We start from the raw sequence: 20,248 nt of genomic DNA, 5'->3' as shown, positions 1-20,248 counted from the left end.
GTTTTTGGGGCCGTTCTTTTTCATTCCAGGATACGAGAGTCAGCATCAATGAAGAAAAAAAACCAGCTGTTGAGCGCCTTAGCGTTAAGTGTCGGGTTATCTCTCTCGGCGTCCTTCCCCGCCAGTGCGGCACTGCCTTCGCAGGTGCCTGGACAAGAAGCCATTCCCAGCCTTGCGCCGATGCTTGAAAAAGTCCTGCCTGCGGTAGTCAGCGTTCAGGTGGAAGGGACGGCACGCCAAAGCCAGCGTATTCCTGAAGAGCTGAAGAAATATTTTGGCGAAGATGCGCCGGATCAGCAGGCTCAGCCCTTTGAAGGCCTGGGCTCAGGGGTGATTATCGACGCGGCTAAGGGCTATATCCTGACCAATAACCACGTGATCAGCCAGGCCGATAAAATCAGCGTTCAGCTGAACGATGGCCGGGAGTTTGACGCCAAACTGATCGGCGGTGACGATCAGAGTGATATCGCCCTGCTACAGGTGCAAAACCCCAGCAATCTGACCCAGATCGCCATTGCAGATTCCGATAAGCTACGCGTCGGTGATTTTGCCGTCGCGGTCGGTAACCCGTTCGGCTTAGGCCAAACCGCCACCTCCGGGATTGTCTCCGCCCTGGGGCGCAGCGGCCTGAATCTCGAAGGGCTGGAAAACTTCATCCAGACCGACGCCTCCATCAACCGGGGCAACTCCGGCGGTGCGCTGCTTAATCTGAACGGCGAGCTGATCGGCATCAACACCGCTATCCTCGCGCCAGGCGGCGGCAGCATCGGGATTGGTTTTGCCATTCCGAGTAACATGGCGAAAACCCTGTCTCAACAGCTGATTCAGTTTGGCGAGGTTAAGCGCGGTCTGCTGGGCATCAAAGGCATGGAGATGAGCGCCGATATCGCCAAAGCCTTTAAGCTCAACGTCCAGCGCGGGGCGTTTGTCAGCGAAGTGCTGCCCAACTCAGGCTCTGCGAAAGCGGGCGTGAAATCCGGCGACATTATTGTCAGCCTGAACGATAAACCGCTGAGCAGCTTCGCTGAATTACGATCACGTATTGCCACCACGGAGCCGGGCGCTAAAGTGAAGCTGGGCCTGATCCGTGAGGGCAAACCGCTGACCGTGGAAGTGACGCTGGACAAAAGCACCTCCTCTTCCGCCAGCGCAGAACAGATCTCCCCGGCTCTACAGGGCGCTACGCTGAGCGACGGTCAGCTTAAAAACGGCACGAAGGCATTTCTGTCACTACCGTTGAGAAGAGCAGCCCGGCCGCGCAGGCAGGTTTACATCAGGACGACGTGATCGTGGGCGTGAACCGCACTCGCGTGCAGTCTATTGCCGAAATGCGTAAGGTGCTGGAGAGTAAACCGGCGGTCATTGCCCTGCAAATTATCCGTGGCAACGACACCCTCTACATTTTACTGCGTTAACCATTTGCGACTCCGGACATCGCCGCTGCGTGTGATGTCCGGATAACTCATGTTATGCTGCAAACCGTTCCTTTTTTAACGACACACGCATCATGCTTTTAAAGCTCTTTCGTTCAATTGTCATTGGTTTGATCGTTGCCGGTCTGCTGCTGGTGGCTATGCCATCTTTACGCCAGTTCAACAAACTGTCGGCTCCTCAGTTCGACAGCACGGATGAAACGCCTGCAACGTACAATCAGGCGGTACGCCGTGCCGCCCCCGCCGTGGTTAACGTCTATAACCGCGGGCTTAACAGTTCCGCTCATAACCAGCTGGAGATCCGCACGCTCGGTTCCGGTGTGATCATGGATGACCGGGGCTACATCATCACCAATAAACACGTCATTAACGATGCCGACCAGATTATCGTCGCCTTACAGGATGGCCGCGTGTTTGAAGCCCTGCTGGTGGGGTCGGACAGCCTTACCGACCTGGCGGTGCTGAAGATCAACGCCACAGGCGGTCTGCCGACAATCCCGATTAATCGCAAACGCACCCCGCACATCGGCGATGTGGTGCTGGCGATCGGTAACCCGTACAACCTGGGCCAGACCATCACTCAGGGGATCATCAGCGCGACCGGTCGAATCGGCCTGAACCCGTCAGGGCGGCAGAACTTCCTGCAAACCGATGCCTCAATCAACCACGGTAACTCCGGCGGTGCGCTGGTGAACTCTCTCGGCGAACTGATGGGCATTAACACCCTCTCGTTCGACAAGAGCAACGACGGCGAAACGCCGGAAGGGATTGGCTTTGCCATTCCGTTCCAGCTGGCGACCAAGATCATGGACAAGCTGATCCGTGATGGCCGCGTGATCCGTGGCTACATCGGTATTGGCGGGCGTGAAATCGCGCCGATGCATACGCAGGGCGGTGGTATCGATCAGATCCAGGGGATTGTGGTCAACGAAGTGGCGCCTGGCGGCCCGGCGGCCAACGCAGGTATCCAGGTGAACGACGTTATCCTTTCCGTCAACGGTACGCCAGCGGTCTCTGCGCTGGAAACCATGGACCAGGTGGCTGAGATTCGCCCGGGCTCCATCATCCCTGTTGAAGTCATGCGTAATGACAAGAAGCTGACGATTCAGGTCACCATCCAGGAATACCCGGCCACTAACTGACGGGCATAAAAAAACGGAGCTTAACGCTCCGTTTTTTTTACCGGGATAAGATCACTTGTTAACGAATTCTTCGCCCAGCGTAATGTCTTTCTTCAGCGTATCCAGCATGCCTTCCATCGCGTTTTGCTCAAACGCGCTCAGCGTGCCGATAGACTTACGCTCTTCAACACCGTTTTTACCCAGCAGCAGCGGCTGAGAGAAGAAGCGCGCGTGTTCACCGTCGCCTTCAACATAGGCGCATTCAACAACGCCTTTTTCGCCCTGCAACGCGCGAACCAGAGACAGGCCGAAACGTGCCGCCGCCTGGCCCATAGACAGGGTTGCAGAACCGCCACCCGCCTTCGCTTCCACCACTTCGGTGCCTGCGTTCTGAATACGTTTGGTCAGGTCAGCCACTTCCTGCTCGGTGAAGCTCACGCCCGGGATCTGCGACAGCAGAGGCAGGATGGTCACGCCAGAATGACCGCCGATAACCGGCACTTCCACTTCCGTTGGCTGCTTGCCTTTCAGCTCAGCCACGAAGGTATTGGAGCGGATGATATCCAGCGTAGTTACGCCGAACAGTTTGTTCTTGTCGTAAACGCCCGCTTTCTTCAGCACTTCTGCTGCGATAGCAACGGTGGTGTTCACCGGGTTGGTGATGATCCCGATGCACGCTTTCGGGCAGGTTTCAGCAATCTGCTGAACCAGGTTTTTCACGATGCCCGCGTTGACGTTGAACAGGTCTGAACGATCCATACCCGGTTTACGCGCAACACCCGCGGAGATCAGCACCACGTCGGCACCCTGCAACGCAGGACGCGCATCTTCACCGGAGAAGCCTTTGATTTTCACAGCTGTCGGGATGTGGCTCAGGTCAACCGCCACACCTGGGGTTACCGGAGCAATATCGTACAGGGAGAGTTCTGAGCCTGAAGGCAGTTGGGTTTTCAGTAGTAGGGCAAGCGCCTGGCCGATACCACCAGCAGCGCCGAGGACTGCGACTTTCATCCTAAACTCCTTATTATGGTTAACTTAAGTATCTGTAACTCCGTTGCGGCGACCATAATTCAGCACGTCATTAATTACAATTTTCATCGCTAAAGAATTTGAGGTCGCACGTCTTTCGCCTTCACCTGAATACTATCGGGATGCAGGCAACAACGAATTAAGAGGGGGTTACAATACACCCTGCCACGCCACCAAAACAACATCATTTTGATAACATTTAATTTACTTTTAAGCTTATTTGCGCGGCGTGACCCAGGCATGTTTTCCGATAACGAAATCTGATAAAATCTCTCCCTTTCATAACATTATTTCAGCCTGGTGCCAGGTAGATAATTTGCATAAAAATTCATCCACATGCATAATAATGTTGTTTCTATCGTCATATTCCGGGTGACTTATGCGAAGCTCGTCTAAGCAAGAAGAATTAGTGAAGGCGTTTAAAGCGCTACTCAAAGAAGAGAAATTCAGTTCTCAGGGAGAAATTGTTCAGGCGTTGCAGGAACAAGGCTTCGACAACATCAACCAGTCGAAGGTCTCTCGCATGTTAACCAAGTTTGGTGCGGTGCGTACGCGCAACGCCAAAATGGAAATGGTTTATTGCCTGCCTGCTGAACTTGGCGTGCCAACGACCTCCAGCCCGCTGAAAAACCTGGTTCTGGACATCGACTATAACGATGCCGTGGTCGTGATCCACACCAGCCCGGGCGCAGCCCAGCTGATTGCCCGCCTGCTGGACTCGCTGGGTAAAGCAGAGGGGATCCTCGGGACCATCGCCGGCGATGACACCATTTTTACCACCCCGGCAAATGGTTTCTCGGTGAAAGACCTCTACGAAGCGATTCTGGTCCTGTTCGAACAGGAGCTGTAATTGTCTGCCCCGTAGCGCCTGGCTGCGGGGATCATTCTGCTTTTACCGCGTTTTACCCTGCTTTTCTCTGCCTGCTACTTTTGCAAATAGTGCTTTTTACCGCCTGTTAACATTCATTCAGTGAATGATCTGCCGCAAAATCGCACAAAAAATCAAATTACCATACGCCTTTGATTTACATAAGAAAAAACCACAAACCTCGCATTGTGACGCCCTTTTTTATGCATTCTCGTTATAAAAAATGAATTTTTTAACGCGTAATAACAGACGAAACCATTAGTCTGGTATTAATTTTTTGCGTGATTAGTGTATACTTGATTTTGTGATGAGGGTCACAGAACAAAGACCCCAGTAAAATAATTGACGAGGTAAATAATCATGAAAATTAAAACCACTGTAGCTGCCCTGAGCGTACTGTCAGTCCTGTCATTCGGTGCGTTTGCAGCCGACACCATCAATGCTGAACAGGCACAATCCCGTCAGGCTATCGGGACTGTTTCTGTTGGCGCCATCGGTACGTCTCCGATGGACATGCACGAAATGCTGAACAAAAAAGCGGAAGAACAGGGTGCGTCATCCTATCGCATCATCGAAGCGCGCAGTGGCGACCACTGGCACGCTACCGCAGAACTGTACAAATAAACCCTCGTCGTATCTCATCATACGACTTGCCCCTGACCTCCCGGTCAGGGGCTTTTTTATCACTGGCGCACGTTGAAACGCAGTTGCCCTTCCAGCTCCTCCTCCGCTTCATCAAACAATAAAATCAATGCACCAAAGCGTCTGCGTAGTTTTTCAGGCAGATGGGTAAATTCGATTTCCAGCGGTAACGGCAGACGATCGCCGGTAACCACATCCCACAGCATATCAAGATTGCTTACGCTGCCCCGCTCCAGGTCGAACGCCCGAATAAACTCGCGATAGAAGTCTTCCTGACTCTCAATTTCGTCAAAATCAAAGGTATAAATTTTCATTGCCAGCCACCCGGTACAGGCGGGCGGCAAATGCCGCCCTGTCTATTATAATCCCCCGATATGCAGGGTTTTGACTTCCAGAAACTCCTCCAGCCCCAGCACGGACCCTTCGCGGCCCAGCCCGGACTCTTTTACGCCCCCAAACGGACCCAGCTCGGTCGAGACCGCACATTCATTAATTCCGATCATGCCGCTCTCAATGGCCTGCGAGACGCGGAACACGCGCGAGAGATTCTGGGTATAAAAGTAGGCTGCCAGCCCGTAAGGCGTATTGTTAGCGCGCATAACCACTTCGTCTTCCGACGTGAAGCGGAAGCAGGCGGCAACGGGACCAAAGGTCTCCTCTTCTGCCAGCTTCATGCCTTCATGGCAGTCACCGAGTACGGTTGGCATCCAGAAGTTGCCGCCAAGTTCGTGCGGTTTACCCCCAGCCAGCACCGTGGCGCCCTTCGCTACCGCATCTTCGACGTGCTCACGGACTTTTTCGACAGCCGAAGGCTCAATCAGCGGGCCGACAACGACGCCCTCGTCCAGACCGTTACCCACCTTCAGCGCCTTCACCGCATCGGCAAGTTGATTGACAAACTTGTCATAGACCGTCTCCTGAATATAGAAACGGTTTACGCTGACGCAGACCTGCCCGGCGTTACGGAACTTATTGGCGATCGCGCCTTTGACGGCGGCCTCAATATCCGCGTCCTCGAAAACGATATATGGCGCATTACCGCCCAGCTCCATCGATACCTTTTTCATGGTCTCTGCGGAATTGCGAACCAGCGTTTTCCCGACGGCGGTTGATCCGGTAAACGAGATTTTGCGCACGTCATGGCTGGCCATAATGGCGTCACTAATTTCTGAGGTGCTCCCCGCGACCGCATTCAGCACACCATCCGGCACACCGGCCTGCTTCGCCAGCGTCAGCAGCGCAAAGGCGCTCAGCGGCGTGTTGTTTGCAGGCTTGATGACGCCGGTACATCCTGCTGCCAGCGCCGGGCCGAGCTTACGGGTGAGCATGGCCATCGGGAAATTCCATGGCGTGATAGCAGCAACCACCCCGACAGGTTCACGAGTGGCCAGAATACGGGAGCCGGGTTTAACCGGAGGAATGATTTCACCGTTGGCGCACTTGGCCTGCTCGGCAAACCACTGAATGAAGCTGGCAGCGTAGTCCACCTCACCTTCAGCCTCTTTCAGCGGCTTGCCCTGCTCGGTAGTCATCAGTCGCCCGAGCCAGCTTTTATTCTCGATAATCAGTTCATACCAGCGATAGAGGATCGTGGAGCGCTCTTTTGCCGTTTTTGCGCGCCATGCGGGAAAGGCCTTCGTCGCGGCCGCAATGGCCTCTTCGGTTTCGGCTTTCCCTGCTTTCGCCACTTTCGCGACCACCTCGCCCGTGGCCGGGTTTAGCACATCAAACGTGGTGTCGAGTGTTTTCCAGATACCGTTAACCAGATACCCGGTCTGAAAAAGGATACTGTCCTGAAGAGCCTGGGTTGTCATGTGTCCTCCCTTCCTGAATGTTTGAACCTGCAAGAATAAGTATAGCCACAAAAAAACCGACGCTTTTGGCGTCGGTTTTCTCTTCGTTAGCTGTCTGTCAGCGCATTCTGGTAGCGGTGCAGCATAAACACCAGCCGCTCTACCGGCTCGGTAACCTGCGGCGGCGCTTCCCAGATCCGCAGTTTCTCCTGGTAGATATCCAGCTCCTCCAGCAGTTGCTTAAAGTAGCGGCGACGTTTGTCATCACTCGATGCCGATATCACATGGTCCGCCGTTCGCCGTAGCTGGCGGTGGAAAGCGGACAAATCATCATTGATCGGCACTGGCGCGTTCCGCAGACGCTGGTGCGCGATAATCATGGTTAACGCCAGGCGGAAGCGGGCGACATCGCCCGGGAATTTATTCAGCAACAGGAACAGCTGTTGATAGAGCGCCGGCAGGTGGTTCTCCTTGCGCCGCGCGGTGTTGGTAGTCAATGACGATACGGCGGCCGACACAAACTGATTCAGCAGCACACGCCCTGTCCGCGCCTGAGAGTTATCCCGCACCAGCAGGATCACCATCATCGCCAGGAAACAGCCCACCAGCTGACCTAATGCGCTATCCAGGAACTGGCTGAAATGGAAGGTCATCGGGTTATCCAGCACGATGATGTTAATCGTGCTCGCCAGCGCACCCAACGATCCCAGACGGCGTTTTTGTACCTCAATCCCGATAAAGAACGCCATCACCGCCAGGCTGATGCAGAGCAAAAGCATGCTTTGCTGCGTCGAGGGAATAATCACCAGGAAGTAGAGCGCACCAATGGGTAACGCCGCAATGGTGCCATACAGAAAATCGATCGCGACCATGCGCGGGTTGGGCAGACGCATCGCCAGCGCGGTGACGACGGCAATCATCACCATCGCGCCGCTGCCGGACGTCCAGCCGGTCCACAGCCAGAACAGCGTGCCGAGTATACAGGCCAGGGTGGTACGCCAGAAGTTAACCATCGCATGGTGGCGCTCGGCGGACTCCGGTTTGATCACCACTTCGCCCTGTAACACCTCTTCTTCCGCCGCACTGATTTTGGTGTTGCTAATCACGCCGCGTTTCAGGAGCAGGTAGCGCGTTGCGGCGCCAACCCAGGTATAAATGGTGACTGGCGTATCCCGTTCTCCTGTCCAGGCAATCACACGACGCATGCGTTTAAGCTGTCGATGCACGTCCTGCACCGTCTCCACGGGCTCATCAAACAGTTCGCGGAAAGTATCCGTTACCACTTCGGGGCGGGTGTTCTGAATCAGGTAGGTTTCACACGCCTGGGTGATCAGCGTTAACGAGACGGTATTGATCGCTTTCAGACGACGATTGGCCCGCTCCCAGCGGGAAGACTCCATGTTGAGATTACTGCGCATCCCTTCCAGCGCCTGCGTGCGGCGCACCAGCGCGCTCCAGGCCTTGTCGACCTCTTCGCTGTCGCCGTGCTTAATGCACAGCTGCATAAGCTGGTACTGAGCAACAATCAGCGCGTCCAGCTCACGATCGACTTCCTGCTTGATGGATCGCGGAGAGAAGAGCAGATCTGCGACAATCGCGCAGACGATACCAATGACAATCTCGCTACAACGTTCCACGGCGAACTGCGGAGCAAGCAGCGGTTCACTCTGAATGGTGATGATAATAATCAGCGCGGTATACCCCGCCAGACCCCAGGCGTACGAGTTCTCCACCTTCACCAGCGAAGAGACCCAGGTGCAAAAACCCGCCCAGATACAGCACACAATCAGCATCAGCAGCGGCGTGCGGATCATCAGGATGATAATGGTCAGGGCGGCGATACAGCCGATAAAGGTGCCGATAATACGCAGCATCCCGCGATAGCGAATTGCCCCGGAGTAAGGTTCGCCACCCGCCGCGAAGGCTGGACCCGCGGCGACGATCGCGGCGGTCAGAACGGCCCAGCGCGGCGTTTCAAGCTGGAAATGGAAGCCAACAAACAGCGCCAGCACAATGGCGCATGCCAGCTTCACGGCGAAGCGGATGTGCTGGCTGGCGATGGAAAAAATGCCCATAGCGATCAACCAAACTCGCGCAGGCGATGGGCGATTTGACGGAAGATAGAATCCTGGCTGGCATCACGGTCTTTTTCACCCGTGATCACCACCGTCGCGGTGGTGCCTGCGGGCCAGAGGTTGCTCTGCTGCTCATCCAGACGAATGCGTACCGGTACGCGCTGCGCCAGGCGAACCCACTCGAGGTTAGAATCGACGGTCGCCATCCCTTTTGTATCATTGGTACTGCTGGAGTTGGTCACCCCCGCGGCCACGCTGTCCACGGTTCCCTTCAGGACCCGGTTGCTGCCGAGCGGCGTGATTTCGGCGCGATAGCCCGGACGCACGCCTTCCAGCTTGGTTTCTTCCATATAGGCGAGGACGTAGAAGGAGTTCTGTTTCACCAGCGCCACGGCAGTTGAGCCGCGCGTGATAAACTCACCCGCATAGACGTTGAGGTTGGTCACCCAGCCATCGGACGGCGCGCGGATAACGGTACGTTCCAGATCGAGCTTCGCCAGATCGCGCGTCGCCTGCGCTTTTGCCAGCTGATGCAGCACGGTTTGCAGCACGTTATTAGACTGGTCAATCTCTTCCCGGGACATAGCCTGGATGCCCAGCTTGTTACGGCGACCTGCTTCACGGCGTTTTTCAGCGGCCAGCGCGTTGTAATACGCCACGTCGGCTTCCGCTTCTTCCAGCGCTTTTTGATAGCGCGGCTGGTCGATAGTGAACAGCACCTGATCTTTTTTCACCAGTTGGTTATCGTGGACGTTGACCGCCGTAATGAGACCGGCGACATCGGGCGCTATCGCGACCACCTCCGCGCTAAAACGCGCATCGCGCGTCCACGGGGATTCGGTGTAATAAACCCAGGCGCGAAAAATAGCGATGAACGCCAGGATGACCAGCGCCATAGTGATGGCAGTGCGGGAGATTTTTCTTGTTAGCGTTTTCACATCAACCTCAGACAAACATGCGCGATATTAAATAGAACAGGCAGCAATACAGCGCGGTATTGAACAATGCAGGATGCCAGACGAAATCATAAATCCCGGTAGGGACCAGCACCTTGCGCACCAGCCAGAAGATCGCCAGTGATAAAAGAAGCTCGAAAAATATCGGTGGGAACGACAAACCGAACACCACGATAACGGGAAACAGACTCATGTTGACCTTGATTAAAGAGAGTGCAGGTTACTGGATTTTTAAGCTCGCGCCGCCGCAGGAGAGCAAGAATTGCCGGGCGAGAGTGGCGCAGCCGTTATGTAATTAATAATATATTAACGTAACTGTTATGCTGTTATCTATCATATGTGATCTAAATCACTTTTAAGCCAGAGTGAATAATGGAACGTCTAAAACGCATGTCCGTCTTTGCGAAAGTGGTTGAGCAAGGCTCTTTTACCGCCGCAGCACGTCAGCTACAAATGAGCGTCTCATCCATTAGCCAGACAGTGTCAAAACTGGAAGATGAGCTCCAGGTGAAGCTGCTCAACCGCAGCACCCGCAGCATCGGGCTGACGGAAGCGGGTAAAATTTACTATCAGGGCTGCCGTCGAATGCTGCATGAGGTGCAGGATGTTCACGAGCAGCTCTATGCCTTTAACAACACGCCTATCGGCACGCTGCGTATCGGGTGTTCTTCAACTATGGCACAAAATGTTCTCGCTGCCATGACGGCGGAAATGCTTAAAGAGTATCCCGGTTTAACCGTTAATCTGGTAACGGGCATTCCGGCACCGGACCTGATTGCCGATGGGTTAGACGTGGTGATCCGCGTTGGCGCGTTGCAGGACTCGAGCCTGTTCTCGCGTCGACTGGGCAGCATGCCGATGGTGGTCTGCGCGTCGAAAAGCTATCTGGCACAGTATGGCGTGCCGGAAAAACCTGCCGACCTGAGCAACCACTCGTGGCTGGAATACAGCGTTCGGCCAGATAACGAATTTGAACTGATCGCGCCGGAAGGGCTTTCCACTAAACTGCTGCCTGAAGGCCGCTTCGTCACCAACGATCCGATGACCATCTCACGCTGGCTGGTGGCCGGGGCCGGGATCGCCTACGTACCGCTGATGTGGGTGATCAACGAGATCAACAGCGGCGTGCTGGAGATCCTCTTTCCGCGCTACCAGTCCGATCCGCGTCCGGTGTACGCGCTCTATACCGAAAAGGATAAGCTGCCGCTGAAGGTGCAGGTCTGTATTAACTATCTGACGGACTATTTTGTCGAAGTGGCGGAGCTGTTTCAGGGCATGCGAGGTAGAAGGAAAGAGTAGGCTTTTCCCCTCTCCCCGTTGGGGAGAGGGTTAGGGTGCGGGGGAAAATTTACGCCGTGCCGCCCACCGTCAGATTATCCACTTTCAGCGTAGGCTGACCGACGCCCACAGGCAGGCTCTGGCCCTCTTTGCCGCAAACGCCCACGCCGTTATCCAGTTTCAGGTCGTTACCGACCATGGAAATCTGCTGCATGGCCTCAATGCCGGAGCCAATCAGGGTTGCGCCCTTCACCGCTTTGGTCACTTTGCCCTTCTCAATCAGATACGCCTCTGAGGTAGAGAAGACAAATTTGCCGGAGGTGATATCCACCTGACCGCCGCCAAAGTTTGGCGCAAAGATACCGTAATCAACGGATTCGATAATCTCCTGCGGCGTGGACTGGCCCGGCAGCATGTAAGTATTGGTCATGCGCGGCATCGGCAGATGTGCGTAGGATTCACGACGGCCGTTACCCGTCGGCGCAACGCCCATCAGGCGCGCGTTAAGCTTGTCCTGCATGTAGCCTTTCAGTACGCCGTTTTCGATCAGCACGTTGTACTGACCCGGCGTACCTTCATCGTCGATAGAAATCGAGCCGCGACGGTCGAGCATGGTGCCATCATCCACCACGGTACACAGCTCTGAGGAGACAAGCTGCCCCATCTGACCGCTGAATACGGACGTCCCGCGACGGTTGAAATCACCTTCCAGGCCGTGACCGACCGCTTCGTGCAGCAGCACGCCCGGCCAGCCTGCGCCCAGTACCACCGGCAACGTACCGGCGGGTGCAGCCACGGCAGACAGGTTGACCAGCGCCATGCGCACGGCTTCTTTTGCCCATGCATCCGCGCGGGCTTCGCCGTCGACATCACCCAGGAACCAGTCATAACCAAAACGACCGCCGCCACCGCTGGAGCCGCGCTCGCGCTTGCCGTCGTCTTCAACCTGCACGCTGATAGAGAGACGCACCAGCGGGCGAACATCCGCCGCCAGGGTACCGTCCGTCGCCGCCACCAGGATCAGTTCATAAACACCGGTCAGGCTGGCAGAGACTTCCTGCACGCGTTTATCCGCCGCGCGAGCCACTTTGTCCACGCGACGAAGGATGTCCAGCTTCTCTTCGCGGCTCATGCTTTGCAGCGGGTCGATGCTGGTATAGAGCGCAGCGTGCTGCACTTCACCCAGCGTTTTCACCCGTCCGTCGCCCGTATCGCGCACAATGGTTCGCGCCGCCTGCGCGCTCTGCTCCAGCGCGGCCAGGCTTACCTGGTCTGCATAGGCAAAACCGGTTTTTTCGCCGCTGACGGCGCGCACGCCGACGCCCTGGTCAATGTTATAAGAGCCATCTTTAATGATACTGTCTTCTAAAACCCAGGATTCGTGATAGCTCGACTGGAAATAGAGATCGCCGTAGTCGAGGCGGCGTTCGGTCAGTTGACCAAGAATGGAGAACAGGTCCTGATGGCTCAGGCCGTTCGCTGCGAGCAAATGTTCACTTACCAGGTTCAGACTCATCTATTGCTACTCGTTCGTTGCCGCCAGTGGCGGTATAAAGATCGTATTTATTGAGAGTGAGGCAATTACCTGCCCACGTCAAATCATTGCTGTGCTTCTTTGCGCGGCTGGCGCAGCACCTCATTAATCTGTGGTTTATCAACCGGCCCGGTAATGCGATAGCGCAGAATCGAGACTTTGCTCCAGAGCGGTCCCAGCACTTTACTGGCCGCAAACACCGCCGCCCCGACGATCGGATTGACCACAAAGGCTGCCGCAACGCCCACGCTTGCGGAAATCTCCGGCGCCACCACGGCTTCCATATCCAGCTCGCGGCGCACGAGATCCACTGACCCTTTCATCGCGATATCCGCTTCCAGGCCGTCCACCAGCGTGTCGTCGGTGTGCAGAACGCCGTCTTTGATCCACGCCGTGCTGCGAATGGAATCGTAGTAGAAACCTTCGCTGAAGGTGTCGCTAAAGTCGAAGCGCAGCTTGCGCAGCAGCGCGTCAAAACTCAGCAGACGCAGGATCTGCCCGGCGCGCCCCGTGCTCACATCGGCAATCTCACCCTTACCGAAGTGGGTTTTCAGGATGCCGTTAAGCGAAGCTTCATCGGGTGTCCATGGCGCTGCGCGCCAGTGCAGATCGTAATTCACATCGAAGGACGATCCGCGAAGCGGCGTGCTAATGCCGAAGAAGTTAGCTGCGGCGTCCAGCTTGTTGCCTTTAATATCGCCTTTCAGCGAGGTGCGCTGTTCACCCGGTTTGTTCACCCATTCGCCAGCGGCAGTCATGCGGCCAAAGCCGGTATCCACCAGCCCACCAGAGAGGCTCAGCGTATTGCCCTGAATAGCAAAATCACCGTCGATACGGCCATATTTTTGCCCCCCACAGCCAGCATTCCGCACAGCGCAACTGGAGATCGGGCCAGCCGCTGAAATCCACGCGCGACGTCCCACTGCCACTGACAGGAGAAGCGCTTGTCGACTCTGCTTTAGACGCCGTAAAGGTCGGATTGTAATAGAGATAACGGATAGCCGCCTGCCATGGCGCGTGATCGCGCATGGTCAACGAACCGTTAATCTCACGCCCCTGCGCCTCGACCTTTGAGCCGTTTACCGTCGGCCGGGAGACAATACTCAGGTTGTTCCACTGCTGCCCGCCCAGCGTCAGCGCAGGCGTGCGCAAGGTAATGGACTGCGGGAACTGCGCCGTTTGGTCGACGTTTTGCCCGACACCTTTCTGGAACAGTGCCAGCCACTCTGCGCCATCCATCGGCGGGAGATTCAGTTCAACGCCCGCCTGCTCCGGCAGCGGCGGCGTGGTACGGCTGTCCGTCGTCCAGATCGCTCTGTCGAGCGTCAGCTTGCGGTTAAGCAGCCAGCGGCTGTTGAAGTGGTTTGTTCCACCAGCGTTTCCGGTTAAATCGAAGCTGTTAAGGTTGCCCGCAACCTTAACATTGACGGGCAATGCTTCACCGCTTTTCTTATTCAGCGGCGCGGGAAGTTGGCTGCTGAGGTTTTTCAGATCGCCCGTAATGTCGACGTTATAGCGCGCACCGGCATGATAAGGCAGGTCGATGGCGACCTTGCCATTCCATGACACCGCGCCGTCCACCGCATTCTCAATCGGCTTCGGCAGAACATCCATGCGTGACGGCTGCCAGTTCGCGTCCATATTGACCGCCACCTGGTAGGCTTTATCGCCCTCGGTGGTGGAGAAATCGATATTGACGGGTTGATTGAACCAGGTCGCTTTCAGCGGCTCACTTTCCAGCGTGCCGTTAACAAAGCTGAACTGACCGCTGAGGTTTTTCAGCGTGCTGTCCAGCGGCTTGATATAGAGGCTGTTGTTATTAAGGCTAACGTCGCCTTTGGCGGTGGTCATTTCACCGTCCAGCGGGATATCCAGATGTAAGCGAGCATTCACATCGCCATCTAACTGCAACTGCTGAAGGGTGGCTGCCAAGGAGTCTTTCAGCGGCGTATCTTCAAAGTACGGGCCAACCGCTTTACCTGGCCCCTTAATATCCGCATCAATCAGCAGTTTCTCTTTGGAGTAATCCGGGATGTTTGCCGTCAGGTTGCTTGCCGTTACGCCGCCCAGCGCAACGCTGTCCGTCTTCATCCACAGGCCGTCATTCAGGAAGTTGAGTTCAATATCCAGATTCTTCAGCGCCGGCCAGTCCGGCTGGAAGGCATAGGTGGCGTTGCGTAGAGGCACCAGAACCTGGAACTGGCCTTCGTTGTGCTTATACGGGAACAGGTGCGGGTTGCCGCCGTAGACCAGCGTGGCGTTATCCGCCTGGCCGCCCTGAATAGCGCCGCTGAGATAGTCCACCAGCGCTTTCCCCATCAGGTTTTCCGGGAAGTAGCGCCACGCCTGCGAACCGTCATCCGTGCTGATGCCCGCCAGAATACCCAACCACGGCTCATCGCCTTCAGGCTGTAGATAACGGAAATTACCGCGGGCATGTACCGCTTTGGCTTTCACATCGATATCGCGGCCATCAAGCTGAAAACCTTTGTCATTCTTCAGCCAGTTGAGGGTGGCATTTCCCTTTTCGATCTCCAGTGGCGCACGGAAGACCGTTTCGTACGGCATTTTCGCGTCCTGCATTTCTGCCGTCAGCCTGCCGTTTTCCACGCTTCCTTCCAGTTTACCGCTGAAGTGCTCGGCACCCGGCAGCAGTTTCCACTGTTTCCATGCGAGATTTTTCCATGCCGCCTGAAAACGCGTCTTTTCCGTAGCCTGGAGCGGAATATCCAGCGCCAGCCGGTTTATCTGCCCGCTCGGCTGCGTCGCCAGCCAGATTTCGCCCAGCTCCGGGGAGAGTTTTGCGGCCATTGAACGCAGCCCTTCGATCGCCGTCAGATCCAGGTTACTGGCGCGGATACGCAGCTCGTCGCTGCGTTTACCGTTTATCCCGCCGACGTCCTGCTCCGGCATCCACGCCAGCGTCAGCGCGCCGCGCGGCCAGGGTTTGTTATCCATGGAGATGCGCGTATCCGGTATAGCGAACTGCCAGCCGCCTTTATCCTGCGTCACGTGTGCGGTGAGGTTATCGACGGAAAGTTGATGCTGATGGTTTTCCCCTTTCCAGCTCGCGCCTCCCTGCTTAAGCCAGATATCGCCGCTGGCGAACGTCCCGTTCGTCAGGGTCATCCAGCCTTCCAGGCTGAAGCGCGCGGTCTCCAGCTGCATGTTCTGCTGTAACCACTCACCGAGCCACGGCTTCACGTCCACGTCGTCCGCCTGTAGCCACACCCTGCCGTTGTTCAGCAGGCCATTGTCGTCACGCAGATCCATCCGCACCTGCATAACGCCGTGCTGCCCGTTCAGGCTGGAGAGATTCACCTGCCCCTCGGCGCGGTGGCGATCTTTCCCGTTTAACCAGGTCAGCTGTGGGATCGCCAGCTCAGCGCGCTGGCCGGAAAGAGTAATAAAGCTCACTTCGCTGTCGCGCAGATCGAAATGATCGAACTGCCGCAGGAACAGATCGCTGATACGGCTGGTTTCCAGCCCCCGATCGCTGTCGCCGCTTCGCAGCGGCGTGTTAGTCATCAGCTGTAGTTGCCAGAAGGTGAGATCGCGAAACTGCCAGCGCAAATGCAGCAGGCTTTGCCAGACATCCAGCGCCAGGGTGACGCGTTTGATTTTGAGGTGGCCGCCATCTTTCAGGCTGGCGCTGATATCCCGCGCATCAAGCGTCGGGCCAAAGTTCTGCCAGCTTGCCTCGATATGACTCACGTCCACCGGCAGGCCGGTGGCGGATTCGATTTTTGCCAGGATCTGCGGCCGCCAGCTGTCCAGATGCGGCAAGGCGAGACGCAGCCCGCTCACGAGCAACGCGACAATCACGACCAGCGTTGCCCCTGTAAGCAGTAAAATCCCCGGCAATCGCCTCACGCGTCTCTCCTTGTCAGCCTTAAATCTCGCAGCGAACTGCGTTTACATCATGACGACGTCAAACTGCTCCTGGTTATAGAGCGGCTCAATTTGCACTTTTACCTGTTTGCCGACAAAGATTTCCACTTCTGCCAGCGCGTGCGACTCTTCCCCTTTCAGGGCCTCCGCCACCGCAGGGGAAGCATAGACCAGAAAACGGTCTGAGTCGTAGGCATGATGGACACGGACAATCTCACGCATGATCTCGTAGCAGACCGTCTCCACCGTCTTTACCGTTCCGCGTCCATGGCAGGTTGGACACTCATTACACAGGACATGTTCCACGCTTTCGCGGGTCCGTTTCCGGGTCATTTCCACCAGACCGAGCTGCGAGAAGCCATTGATGCTGGTTTTCACGCGGTCCTTACTCAGCGCCTGCTCCAGTGAGTGCAGCACGCGACGGCGGTGATCTTCATTGTTCATATCGATAAAGTCGATGATGATAATGCCGCCCAGATTACGCAGACGAAGCTGACGCGCGATGGCCTGCGTCGCTTCTATGTTGGTGTTGAAGATGGTGTCATCGAGGTTGCGATGGCCGACAAACGCGCCGGTGTTGATGTCGACGGTGGTCATCGCTTCGGTTTGATCGATGATCAGATAGCCACCCGATTTCAGCTCAACCTTACGCTCCAGCGCACGCTGGATTTCGTTTTCAACGTCATAGAGGTCAAATATCGGCTGGCGTCCGGTGTAATGCTCCAGCAGCCCCGGCATTTCCGGGATGTACTCGGCGGTGAACTCCAGTAAGGCTTCGTACGTCAGACGGGAGTCCACGCGGATGCGGTCAAGCTGGGCGTCGGCGAAATCACGTAATACGCGCTGAGCGAGCGCCAGCTCACCGTACAGCCGGTAGCGGGTCTGGTTGCGTTTTTTACGCTCCATCACTTTGGTCCAGACGCGCTTCAGATAGGCCGCATCCGAGGCCAGATCTTCTTCGCTGATCCCTTCCGCCGCGGTACGGATAATAAACCCGCCCTGCTCGTCGCAGTAGGCGCTGACCACCTTTTTCAGGCGCTCACGCTCGCTTTCGCTCTCAATGCGCTGTGACACGCCGACGTGCGACGCCCCCGGCATAAAGACCAGATAGCGTGAAGGCAGGGTGATGTCGGTGGTCAGACGCGCGCCTTTGGTGCCAAGCGGATCTTTTACCACCTGTACCATCAGATCCTGGCCCTGACGCACCAGCTCAGAGATGTCGCGCACGGCAAATTGCTTTTGCTCTTCGCCTGCCACACATTCGGTGTGCGGCATGATATCGGAGGCATGTAAAAACGCCGCCTTATCGAGCCCAATATCTACAAAAGCCGCCTGCATACCCGGCAGGACACGACTGACACGACCTTTGTAGATATTGCCTACGATTCCGCGTCGCGCTTCACGCTCAATATGAATTTCCTGGAGAATGCCACCATCAATGTAGGCCACACGGGTTTCCGATGGCGTTACGTTTACCAACAATTCAGCCGTCATAATTATCCCTTCCCTCACGCAGTGAGTTAAAATTGCTCAGCAACTCATACGTTTCCACCAGCGGTAAGCCGACTACGGCGTGATAGCTGCCATTTATCTTCCTGACAAAACAGCCACCCAACCCTTGAATACCGTATGCACCTGCTTTATCCATAGGTTCACCGCTGGCGATATAGCCGGCGATCTCCTCGTCGGTGAGGACTCTGAACGTCACTTCCGTTACCACAAGGCAATCCAGAACGTACTGACTGTCTGCCAGCGCTACCGCCGTCATCACCTGATGGGTTTGTCCGGACATATTACGCAGCATCCGCGCCGCATGGTCTGCGTCGCGGGGTTTCTCAAGCACCTCACCATTGAGAATGACGATGGTATCCGCACCCAGCACCGGTAAGTCACGCGGCACGCATGCAACGCCCGCCTGCGCTTTTTCACGCGCCAGACGAGAGACATACTGCTGAGCGCTTTCACCCTCAGCACGTTTTTCTTCGATACCGGTAACGATGCGTTCGAAGGAGACACCCAACTGCGCGAGCAGTTCCTGGCGACGCGGAGAACCGGAGGCAAGATACAAAGACGTCATAGAAACCTTTTATTGCACGGCAAACTGCTGGCGAATTTTACGCATCAGCAGGAACAGCCACGGCCAGAGCACACCGTTTACTACACTACTCCAGAACACTTCCGGTCGGAAAGAGACGTTGATCACTAAAAACTCTGCCCAGAAAACAACGATATCCGCAGCGAGCGACAACAACATCACTACCAGCGCCTGTTGCCAGAGCGCAAGGTTACGAAAGAGCTGGAATTTGAGTGCGACGAGATACGCAATAATGCTCATGGATAAGGCGCGGACGCCAAGCGTAGAGCCACTGATAAGATCCAGTATGGCACCCATCACAAAACCTGTGCCGACATTTACGCGGTGCGGCAGGGCAAGGATCCAGTAGAGCAAAATGAGCAATACCCAGTTTGGCCGGAAAACAAGAATGTCGTCCGGCCAGGGCATAATTTGCAGCAACAGTGCAACGAGGAATGAGAGCCAGATTACCCAGCGCCCCTGGCTACGATAACTGGCCACTACTGCCCTCCACCCGAGACTTGCGGCGATGGGGGCGCATCCGGCAGCGGCTGCGTTAACCCCGTCGCCGGAGCCGGTACGGGTGCAGGTGGTCCCATCGCATCCGGCGCAGGCAACACCTGCGGCATCATCTGCATCAGGCGTTCGTTGGCCACGCGATGCACATCTTCCGGGGACATCGGGTTAGCGCCGTTACGATCGGCGCCCCACAGCAGCAACAGGTAGCGCAAACGCTGCAAGCCGGCCGTTGGACGCGCCTGAATCACGGTGTAGGCACGCTGAGTGTCGAGCTTCACGGAAGAGACAACCGCAACCGGGTAGCCCTCAGGGAAACGACCGCCCAGACCGGACGTCACCAGCACGTCGCCCACGCGGATATCCGTGTTGGCGGGCAGATGTTCCAGTTGCAGATCGTCCGTGCAGCCATTACCGGCGGCAATCACGCGAATATCGTTACGCAGCACCTGAATCGGCAGTGCATGGGTGGCATCGCAAATCAGCAACACGCGGCTGGTCAGTTTGGCAACCGCCACAACCTGGCCCACGACGCCCTTATCGCTGATGACAGGCTGACCTTCGTATACGCCGTTCACGCTGCCTTTATCAATCACCACCTGATCGCTGTACGGATCGTTTACGGTGGAGATCACCTGGGTGACCATTTTCTGTTCATCCTGGCGCAGCGGCGAGCCAAGCAGTTCGCGCAGACGGGCGTTTTCCTGCTTATATTGCCCCAGCATCAGCAGCTCGCTATTTTTCAGCAGCAGTTCCTGGCGTAACGCACGGTTTTCGAGTTCGAGCTGGTCACGCGATGAGAGCGTTTGCGACACGGAGTCGAGCAGTTCACGGGGACCATTTGAAATAAAGTAGAAAGGACTGACGGCGGTATCCATGTACGTTCGGATCTGGCTGAACGTACCGAGGCGGCTATCGGCAATAATGACCCCGAGCGCAACCAGAACCGCCAGGATCAGGCGAAACTGTAGCGACGGGCCACGGCTAAAAATTGGCTTCATAGGCTATGCGTATTCTCGCGTCAGAGAGAAAGGGTAG

General features: G+C 56.1%; 15 protein-coding genes and 2 pseudogenes. 5 read left to right on the top strand and 12 right to left on the bottom strand.

Going from position 1 to position 20,248, the window contains the following annotated elements; genetic code table 11:
• Nucleotides 1-48 precede the first annotated feature (48 nt).
• Together degQ and degS are read left to right on the top strand one after the other, a co-directional pair.
• A pseudogene (gene degQ / locus SK62_RS01705) lies at nucleotides 49-1,415 on the top strand (serine endoprotease DegQ).
• Between the two features lie 92 nt (nucleotides 1,416-1,507).
• Nucleotides 1,508-2,575, top strand: coding sequence for an outer membrane-stress sensor serine endopeptidase DegS (gene degS, locus SK62_RS01700; protein ID WP_003860430.1), 1,068 nt, complete (start codon nucleotides 1,508-1,510; stop codon nucleotides 2,573-2,575).
• 51 nt (nucleotides 2,576-2,626) lie between these two features.
• Here the strand turns inward: degS and mdh are convergent, their stop codons facing one another.
• The gene (gene mdh / locus SK62_RS01695) at nucleotides 2,627-3,565 is read right to left on the bottom strand and encodes a malate dehydrogenase (protein ID WP_003860429.1); all 939 of its coding nucleotides are present in this window, start codon (nucleotides 3,563-3,565) and stop codon (nucleotides 2,627-2,629) included.
• Nucleotides 3,566-3,962: 397 nt separating this feature from the next.
• On the opposite strand from mdh, the gene argR reads away from it, so the two are divergent.
• Complete coding sequence (gene argR, locus SK62_RS01690) at nucleotides 3,963-4,433, top strand: transcriptional regulator ArgR (RefSeq protein WP_003860428.1); 471 nt, start codon at nucleotides 3,963-3,965, stop codon at nucleotides 4,431-4,433.
• A 378-nt stretch (nucleotides 4,434-4,811) separates the two neighbouring features.
• Nucleotides 4,812-5,075 carry a peroxide/acid stress response protein YhcN gene (yhcN, locus tag SK62_RS01685; RefSeq protein WP_006812160.1) on the top strand — a complete coding sequence of 88 codons (264 nt, stop codon included), beginning with the start codon at nucleotides 4,812-4,814 and terminating at the stop codon, nucleotides 5,073-5,075.
• A 59-nt stretch (nucleotides 5,076-5,134) separates the two neighbouring features.
• Here yhcN and SK62_RS01680 read toward each other — a convergent pair whose 3' ends face one another.
• From SK62_RS01680 to aaeX, 5 genes are all read right to left on the bottom strand, one after another.
• The gene (locus tag SK62_RS01680; protein ID WP_003860424.1) at nucleotides 5,135-5,407 is read right to left on the bottom strand and encodes a barstar family protein; all 273 of its coding nucleotides are present in this window, start codon (nucleotides 5,405-5,407) and stop codon (nucleotides 5,135-5,137) included.
• Between the two features lie 45 nt (nucleotides 5,408-5,452).
• On the bottom strand, nucleotides 5,453-6,907 hold the full coding sequence (locus SK62_RS01675) for an NAD-dependent succinate-semialdehyde dehydrogenase (protein WP_048249258.1): 1,455 nt from the start codon (nucleotides 6,905-6,907) through the stop codon (nucleotides 5,453-5,455).
• Nucleotides 6,908-6,993: 86 nt separating this feature from the next.
• Nucleotides 6,994-8,961: a p-hydroxybenzoic acid efflux pump subunit AaeB gene (aaeB, locus tag SK62_RS01670; RefSeq protein ID WP_003860418.1), complete on the bottom strand. Its 1,968-nt coding sequence runs from the start codon at nucleotides 8,959-8,961 to the stop codon at nucleotides 6,994-6,996.
• A gap of 5 nt (nucleotides 8,962-8,966) precedes the next feature.
• A complete protein-coding gene (gene aaeA, locus SK62_RS01665; RefSeq protein WP_017382713.1) occupies nucleotides 8,967-9,899 on the bottom strand; it encodes a p-hydroxybenzoic acid efflux pump subunit AaeA in 933 nt (310 codons plus the stop codon).
• Nucleotides 9,900-9,906: 7 nt separating this feature from the next.
• Nucleotides 9,907-10,110: a p-hydroxybenzoic acid efflux pump operon protein AaeX gene (gene aaeX, locus SK62_RS01660; RefSeq protein ID WP_003860416.1), complete on the bottom strand. Its 204-nt coding sequence runs from the start codon at nucleotides 10,108-10,110 to the stop codon at nucleotides 9,907-9,909.
• 179 nt (nucleotides 10,111-10,289) lie between these two features.
• Between aaeX and aaeR the strand changes: the two genes are divergently transcribed.
• A complete protein-coding gene (gene aaeR / locus SK62_RS01655) occupies nucleotides 10,290-11,216 on the top strand; it encodes an HTH-type transcriptional activator AaeR (protein ID WP_003860415.1) in 927 nt (308 codons plus the stop codon).
• A gap of 49 nt (nucleotides 11,217-11,265) precedes the next feature.
• Here aaeR and tldD read toward each other — a convergent pair whose 3' ends face one another.
• The 6 genes and pseudogenes from tldD to mreC all read right to left on the bottom strand — a co-directional run bounded on the left by tldD (nucleotide 11,266) and on the right by mreC (nucleotide 20,211).
• On the bottom strand, nucleotides 11,266-12,711 hold the full coding sequence (tldD, locus tag SK62_RS01650; protein ID WP_047719145.1) for a metalloprotease TldD: 1,446 nt from the start codon (nucleotides 12,709-12,711) through the stop codon (nucleotides 11,266-11,268).
• Between the two features lie 83 nt (nucleotides 12,712-12,794).
• Nucleotides 12,795-16,602: pseudogene (gene yhdP, locus SK62_RS01645) on the bottom strand (AsmA2 domain-containing protein YhdP).
• Between the two features lie 42 nt (nucleotides 16,603-16,644).
• Complete coding sequence (gene rng / locus SK62_RS01640; protein WP_003860405.1) at nucleotides 16,645-18,114, bottom strand: ribonuclease G; 1,470 nt, start codon at nucleotides 18,112-18,114, stop codon at nucleotides 16,645-16,647.
• Entirely contained in the window at nucleotides 18,104-18,697 is a 594-nt protein-coding gene (locus tag SK62_RS01635; protein ID WP_003860403.1) for a Maf family protein, read from the bottom strand. Before SK62_RS01635 ends, rng begins: the two co-directional genes overlap by 11 nt.
• Nucleotides 18,698-18,706: 9 nt before the next feature.
• The gene (gene mreD / locus SK62_RS01630; RefSeq protein ID WP_003860402.1) at nucleotides 18,707-19,195 is read right to left on the bottom strand and encodes a rod shape-determining protein MreD; all 489 of its coding nucleotides are present in this window, start codon (nucleotides 19,193-19,195) and stop codon (nucleotides 18,707-18,709) included.
• Nucleotides 19,195-20,211, bottom strand: coding sequence for a rod shape-determining protein MreC (mreC, locus tag SK62_RS01625; protein WP_047719148.1), 1,017 nt, complete (start codon nucleotides 20,209-20,211; stop codon nucleotides 19,195-19,197). The genes mreD and mreC overlap by 1 nt, the downstream gene beginning before the upstream one ends.
• Between the last annotated feature and the right edge of the window lie 37 nt (nucleotides 20,212-20,248).

Source organism: Enterobacter sp. BIDMC109 (genome assembly GCF_001037885.1).
Taxonomy (GTDB): domain Bacteria; phylum Pseudomonadota; class Gammaproteobacteria; order Enterobacterales; family Enterobacteriaceae; genus Enterobacter; species Enterobacter hormaechei_C.
The sequence above is the reverse complement of the archived record's forward strand: the minus strand, read 5'-3'. Positions and strand labels throughout refer to the sequence as shown.

Bases quoted from the DNA above. Each gene is read 5' to 3' on its own strand.
- degS (WP_003860430.1), top strand. From the start codon at position 1,508: ATGCTTTTAAAGCTCTTTCGTTCAATTGTCATTGGTTTGATCGTTGCC.
- mdh (WP_003860429.1), bottom strand. From the start codon at position 3,565: ATGAAAGTCGCAGTCCTCGGCGCTGCTGGTGGTATCGGCCAGGCGCTT.
- argR (WP_003860428.1), top strand. From the start codon at position 3,963: ATGCGAAGCTCGTCTAAGCAAGAAGAATTAGTGAAGGCGTTTAAAGCG.
- yhcN (WP_006812160.1), top strand. From the start codon at position 4,812: ATGAAAATTAAAACCACTGTAGCTGCCCTGAGCGTACTGTCAGTCCTG.
- SK62_RS01680 (WP_003860424.1), bottom strand. From the start codon at position 5,407: ATGAAAATTTATACCTTTGATTTTGACGAAATTGAGAGTCAGGAAGAC.
- SK62_RS01675 (WP_048249258.1), bottom strand. From the start codon at position 6,907: ATGACAACCCAGGCTCTTCAGGACAGTATCCTTTTTCAGACCGGGTAT.
- aaeB (WP_003860418.1), bottom strand. From the start codon at position 8,961: ATGGGCATTTTTTCCATCGCCAGCCAGCACATCCGCTTCGCCGTGAAG.
- aaeX (WP_003860416.1), bottom strand. From the start codon at position 10,110: ATGAGTCTGTTTCCCGTTATCGTGGTGTTCGGTTTGTCGTTCCCACCG.
- aaeR (WP_003860415.1), top strand. From the start codon at position 10,290: ATGGAACGTCTAAAACGCATGTCCGTCTTTGCGAAAGTGGTTGAGCAA.
- tldD (WP_047719145.1), bottom strand. From the start codon at position 12,711: ATGAGTCTGAACCTGGTAAGTGAACATTTGCTCGCAGCGAACGGCCTG.
- rng (WP_003860405.1), bottom strand. From the start codon at position 18,114: ATGACGGCTGAATTGTTGGTAAACGTAACGCCATCGGAAACCCGTGTG.
- SK62_RS01635 (WP_003860403.1), bottom strand. From the start codon at position 18,697: ATGACGTCTTTGTATCTTGCCTCCGGTTCTCCGCGTCGCCAGGAACTG.
- mreC (WP_047719148.1), bottom strand. From the start codon at position 20,211: ATGAAGCCAATTTTTAGCCGTGGCCCGTCGCTACAGTTTCGCCTGATC.